This is a genomic window from Clostridium sp. AF37-5, from assembly GCF_003477605.1.
Taxonomy (GTDB): domain Bacteria; phylum Bacillota; class Clostridia; order Lachnospirales; family Lachnospiraceae; genus Eubacterium_F.
Window position 1 is genome coordinate 47418 of the sequence record NZ_QUDR01000021.1, and the last position, 6253, is coordinate 53670.

The 6253-nt window shown below is 39.7% G+C and carries 6 protein-coding genes; all 6 read right to left on the minus strand.

What is annotated here, in order from left to right; genetic code table 11:
* Nucleotides 1-40: 40 nt before the first annotated feature.
* Nucleotides 41-880: a protein phosphatase 2C domain-containing protein gene (locus tag DW019_RS12035; RefSeq protein WP_118443605.1), complete on the minus strand. Its 840-nt coding sequence runs from the start codon at nucleotides 878-880 to the stop codon at nucleotides 41-43.
* Nucleotides 856-2190, minus strand: coding sequence for an FHA domain-containing serine/threonine-protein kinase (locus tag DW019_RS12040; protein ID WP_118443606.1), 1335 nt, complete (start codon nucleotides 2188-2190; stop codon nucleotides 856-858). Before DW019_RS12040 ends, DW019_RS12035 begins: the two co-directional genes overlap by 25 nt.
* 24 nt (nucleotides 2191-2214) lie before the next feature.
* A complete protein-coding gene (locus DW019_RS12045) occupies nucleotides 2215-4035 on the minus strand; it encodes an FHA domain-containing protein (protein WP_118443607.1) in 1821 nt (606 codons plus the stop codon).
* Nucleotides 4023-4637: an FHA domain-containing protein gene (locus tag DW019_RS12050; RefSeq protein WP_118443609.1), complete on the minus strand. Its 615-nt coding sequence runs from the start codon at nucleotides 4635-4637 to the stop codon at nucleotides 4023-4025. Before DW019_RS12050 ends, DW019_RS12045 begins: the two co-directional genes overlap by 13 nt.
* Before the next feature lie 25 nt (nucleotides 4638-4662).
* Nucleotides 4663-5394 (minus strand): protein phosphatase 2C domain-containing protein, encoded by a 732-nt coding sequence (locus DW019_RS12055; RefSeq protein WP_118443610.1) that lies wholly within the window; start codon nucleotides 5392-5394, stop codon nucleotides 4663-4665.
* 169 nt (nucleotides 5395-5563) lie between these two features.
* A partial coding sequence (locus tag DW019_RS12060) for a hypothetical protein (protein WP_207663934.1) occupies nucleotides 5564-6253 on the minus strand: 690 nt, incomplete at its 5' end.

Consider the following 6253-nt stretch of genomic DNA (forward strand, 5'->3'; position numbering starts at 1 on the left):
GCACCTTTGTGCTTATCTTTCTTTGTTAATAATAGATTCTTTATATTGCAGTATCGCTACGGAGGGTATTATCCTGCGAGTGAGTGTTTCCTGTGATAGCGGCATTCACAAGTGTTTTTGCCTTATCTTCCATCGAAACAATATCACTCACTATAATCCCGTGAATCTGCTCATCCGACAGGGTCTTTGTAATCCCATCGCTGCAAAGCATAACTACATCACCGTACTGCATCTCAAATGGCTGTGTATTCACATCCATAAGATTTACATTTCCAATTCCAAGAAAACTTATTAATGCTTCTTTTTGCCGTTTTGCCATCGCTTCTTCTTTTGTCATCTGACCGTTGGCAACCATCTCCTGTAAACGGAGCCAGTAATTATGGTCTCTTGTTACCTGTCTCATCTGGCTTCCACGGATAATATAAATTCTACTGTCACCAACGGATGCCCAGTATAATTTATTATCTTCTGCAATCACCGCAACCATTGTTGTACCGGAACCTTTTCCGTTTTCTTTTGGAAAATTGTAGATTGCCTCATCAATTGCTAAAATCCCTTGTCTGAAAAATGTAGGAATATCCACTGAAGCACTTTTCTCTATCTGCTTAAATGCTGAAACTAACATCTGGATTGCCGTCTGACTTGCTTTGCCGCCATCCGCCATCCCGCCCATTCCGTCACATACCACAGCTAATACTCTGGTCTTTTTATTTGCTGCCAGTTTCTTGCCTTTGGATACATAAACAGCATCCTGCTGGTACTGACGATTTCCGGTAACGGTATACGATAACGTTGCTAGTTCCGGCACCATACGCTGTACTCTACCGGTTGACGGTGAGCTAACCGGCTCCTTTTTTACCTCTTTTTTCTTTCCAAACACGATTCATTCACCTCCAAAAAAAATAAATATCTCTGACTCTGTGTCTGTAAATAAAACCATTCCCCCGCTTTCAATGTGACGGATTGTCCCATCAAAAGTGCTCCAAATTTGGTATATGTGTAATTTCTGGAATAGTTTTTTACATAAAACTGATTGTTTTCTGTATCGTAAGTAACCTCACAATGTTCGCCGCTGATTTGCGGATTCGTTATGACGTACTGGCATTTCGCTCGGTTTCTTCCAATTTTTATCTGATTGTGTATCAAATCAATTCTTTGATTTTCTCCTTGTCCCTGCAATATGATGAAAGCAAAACTTTTCTGTCTGCCATCTGACACAATTCGATGTGACAGATGCATTTCATGTACAAATTCTTTCATGTTCCTTGTACGAGTCTGCCACTTTTTTTGCAGTGCATGATTTATTGCCGCATTGATATGGCTTGGTATGTGAGGCAGCAATTCTTTAAGTGGCTTTATTTCAACTCCTGCTTCCCGGTCCGGTGCCGTCGGCAGCTTCTTCCCACTTACCACATAGTAGTAAGTGGCAGCAAGACCATACACATCCGTATGCGGTCCCTGTCTGCCTGAACGGGAATATTGTTCAATCGGTGCAAAACCGGGTTTAACCATAACGGAAATGCTTTGTGGGGAATTGAGTGCAAATTCTCTCGTTGCACCAAAATCAATCAGTTTCATTTCCCCTTTATTGTCATACATAATATTGTCCGGACTGATGTCTCGGTGCAGAAGATTTTTCTTATGTACACGATGCAGCGAATCTCCAATTTCCTGAACCATCTGATTGGCAAGGGCAATTGACAAGGGCTTGTTTTGTTCTCTCATATAGCGGCTCAATGTAACACCCTGCACATACTCCATAACAAGATAGGCGGTTCCATTCTGCTCAAAAAAATCTCTGACATTCACAATGTGTGATTCTCTTTGAAATTCCAGCAGGATATTTGCCTCTTTCACAAACACATCTTTCCCGTGATAGTACAATTCATCCTTTAACTGGCTGTTTGGCTCAATCTGATTGGTTCCTGCCATACGCACCGCCCATTCAACAGGAAAATATTCTTTGACTGCACACCGCTGTCTGAGTCGACTGTCAAATGCCAGATAGGTAATTCCAAATCCGCCAATTCCCAGTACACGCCCCAGAAAATATCGGTTTTTCAGCAGTACCCCGGCTCGCATAGCCCGTGAATCAACAGCCGCCTTTTGTTCATAACCACATTGGTAACATAAACGACCATTAAAACAATCACTTTGAAAACAATTAGGGCAAAACAAATTTGTTTTCATCTTTTTCCCTCTTTCCTAGCCGCTCTATTCTTCCTCTGCCTCTGAAACAGCTTCTGCTTTCATCGTATGGAAAACAAATTTTTCACGTCCGGCAGTAATGATATCACCATCCAAGAGCATCCGGCGGTTCGTCATTTTCACACCATTGACAAATGTTCCGTTCGTAGATTCCAAATCTTCAATGTAGCATGCCATTTTCGTTACTTCTATCACAAAATGCTGTTTTGAAAGACGCTCATCATCAAAATAAATATTACATATATCCGAACGCCCAATAAACAAACTGCCCTCGACATTCCATTCCACATCCTGAATTTTTCCGGCACGGTCGGTAATGGTAAGCCGAATTAGTTTGGAATCTGCTTTTAATAAATCATCCGGATTTATTTCAACAACTTTTTCCGGTTTTCGCTTTGTAATGTTAATTACGATAACACCGATAATAAGAACCAGTGCAATAAGGGCAATCCACCAATACGAACGGACAAACTGTTTCGTCTGTTCAGACTTTTCATCTAAACCGGTAAATTTAAAATTGTATTCCTGATTAATCGGATTTGCCTCTTGTGTGTCATCATGAATATTGGAACATATCAGGGTATATTCACCCGTATACAAATCTTCCTTAAACGTAAGCACAACTGTGTTATCCACGCTATTGTAATTTACATTGTTAATTGCCCACACCCTGCCATTGTCATCTTTACTTTTTGATTTCACAACATAATTGGAAACTTTGTCCGCGCCAACTACACTGCCCGAATTGTCCGTCAATTCAAACGTAATCGCATTGCTTTTACTCTTTTTTATGTTACGAATAACCGGTGCTTCTTTATCCGGTGTCGAACGACTGTAGTCAATACGTCCGCTCACATTACCACTGCCGCGTTTTTCACTTAAGGTAATTGCACTGATACCATCCAGTTTTTTATTGTTTGGTGCTTCCATTTTCACAACATACGTATGATTCCACACAATATCTGAAAATGTTTTAAATCCTTCTTTTACCTGTTTTTTTGACGTATTCCAGTGACACTTATCAAAATTGTAGCCACGACTGTTCTTTTCTTCTAAAATTTGATAGGTCGCATTCATTTTTTTCTTGTTTGGCTTTTTTGCTTTATTCTTTAATAGAATTCCATACACCGGAACCATCGATTTTTTTACATTTTCGAGTGTGCTTTCTTTGGAATTATCTTTTCCCAAAGAGTCATCTTCCCCGTCTGTCACCAGTAAAACAACGGTCCTCTGGCTTGGCTGTGCATCGGCATATGCTGTCAACACTTCATTTAAAGAACGATACAGTACCGTTCTGCTTTTGGCTTCTTTATGATACGGAATCTTGTTTATTTTCTTGATATCTGATTTGAGCGTCTTTGTTTCATTTCCCGACACTGCCTGATTTCCATTTCTTAGCACATTACTCTTTTGACCGCTCGCACGCAAAGTTCCCACTGTATATAATGTCATTTTGTCCTGTGCTTTCATGGACTTTCTCAGTGCTGCAATATGTTTTTTGGCCTCTGAAAACTGCCCCTTATCTACAGACCCGGAGTTATCCACAAGAATAATGGTATGGAGTCCTTCTTTACTCTCTTTAAAGGAGACTGCCAAATCACTCTGTTTTAAAGAAATGGTATTTCCGATTGTTCCATTAAAAACCATGCTGTCAGAAGCCTTTGCTCCAACAATGTAACTGGTTACATAAGGTGCTGCATCACTTTTTGCCATTTCCAACAAATACGGTGTTTTAAAATATTTTGCCTGCACTTTGATTGTGCAGCAAATCAGGCACACTGCAAAAATCAGACAACTGTTTTGTAATATTTTCTTTACTCCTGCCATTTTCTCTCCTCCTCACAATATGGAATGAATACCAATTCCGTTTTTCCAATTGTAATAACATCACCTGCCGAAAGTTTGACTGCTTCCCCAGCTAACTCACCTGCCACATAGACGGTATTTCCTCCCTCCGGCGTCACATAAAAGGTATTTCCTTTCGGGTCATAGGTAACCGATGCATGCTTATTCCTTGCAATCGTTTTATCATCAATCAACACAACATCCATCGTATTGCTTCTTCCGATAAAATTTTTTCCGGCATGAAGTCTGTAATCTTTTCCTCTCTCCTCCCCCGTCTGACATACCAGCCATCCGGTTACCGGCTGAACACCTGCCATGCCAAAGAATCCAAAGGAAACGGTTTTGTCATCATCCGAAAATCCACCAAGTGCATCCACCGGTATTTCACCCCCGATGTTTTCCTGCACGATTTCACCTAACTGTTCGCCAAGTGATAAATCTGCATCCATGATGGATACCGTTTTATCATCCTCCTCAACATTGTCAACCATCAAACTCAGCGTTTCATTCTTTTTCTTACAATGTGGACAACTCCGAAACACATTCGGGTCATACCAATGTCCATTTTTACATTTAACAGCCATGGTTTCTCCTTTCTCTGCCGTTTATTTACCGAACAAAAACAGCAATTGCCGTGTAATTATCCATGTTAGTTCCTTTTCCGTTCTGCCTGATAATCTGCTCCATGGAAGACAGCCATTCCTTTGGCGAACGGGATTTTTTCAAACACATCCCCATCTCTTTTTCCTCAATCAATTCCCAAAATCCATCGGTACATAATAAAAAACTGCTTTTCGCTGATATATCAAATTCATCCATGATTTGATATTTGGGTGTATTCCATTCCGTTCCCATTACCCGCAAAAGGCGGCTTCTATCCTCATGATGGCGAATATCCTTCTCTTTTATTGCACCGCTGTTTACTAACATTTGTGGAACGCTGTGGTCTTTTGTACGCAGCTTATATTTATTTTTTTCAAACCAGTAGATTCTGGAATCTCCCACATAAGAAAACTTTGCTTTTTCATCCTTGATTTCCAGACAAGTTAATGTCGTTTTCATGCCGCTTTCTTTATGTTCCTGCCGCTGCTTTTCCAGTAATTGGTTCTGACTTTTCATAATACTGTCTGCTACCGAAAGTCCCTCTGCCAAACACTGTTTCATGGTCTCCACAACAAAAGAGGACGCCACTTCACCATCACCGTGTCCACCAAGCCCGTCACATACAAGAAAGTATTTTTTTTCCGGCAGTTCGAGGATTCCATAAGCATCTTCATTCGTTTTTCGTTCCCCTATGCTTGTTATCACATCATAGGAAATTTCATAACTTGTTTTTTTCATCTATAACTCCTTTAACTTTCATCCCAGTCTAGCACCCTCATTTTTTCTCGTTCCATTTTATCACGCCATGTATTCAACTTTTTTCCTAATTTTTAACGGCGAGCCAAAAAAAAAGAGCTGCCTGTACGCGATAAACTTCTCTATCTGCGTTACAAACAGCTTTTTTTTGCTATTTCATTTTAGCAATATTTTTATTTGTAATATTTTTAAATTTTATTTCGCCTCGGCACGCTTTTTCTATTCTGTTATAATCTGCCTTTGTGACTTTCTTTTTTCCTAAATATGTTCCACTGTACTCAACCTTATTTTTGTCCATGTATTCTTTTTTGTTGACGAGGCTTACACAGACAATTCTATTTTTCTTGATTTTATATTCTGCATAAAGATAAGGCATAATGCCATTTCCGTTATCATCCGTATATCCGGGGCCTCCTCTGTAAAATGCATAACTTTTTCTGGAAGGCATCCGTGAAAGTCCGCCAAAACACGGATAATTATCTTTTGAACTAGGTCCTTTTATTTTCACCAGTTTCTTATTGCTCTTTTTGCATGTATAATAAAGCATTTCCCCTGTTATTTGACCATCTTTTTGAATCATAAGCTCCGGAATTCCATTTCGGTCTATGTCAACAAGAGCAAACTTAGGTATCGAATATTCATCGTTACCTTTTCCTACATACTTCTGCAAGACCTTAGTATATTGTTTTTTTACCTTCTTTGACATTGCATTTGATTTCGGTGCTGAAACTGCAAGCCCAGCAACCAAAAGAAATACTATCATACATTTCATTCTTTTCATACTATCTACGTATAATCCAATTATCCTCTTTTGAGGGTAATGGATTATTCTCCTTTCTCC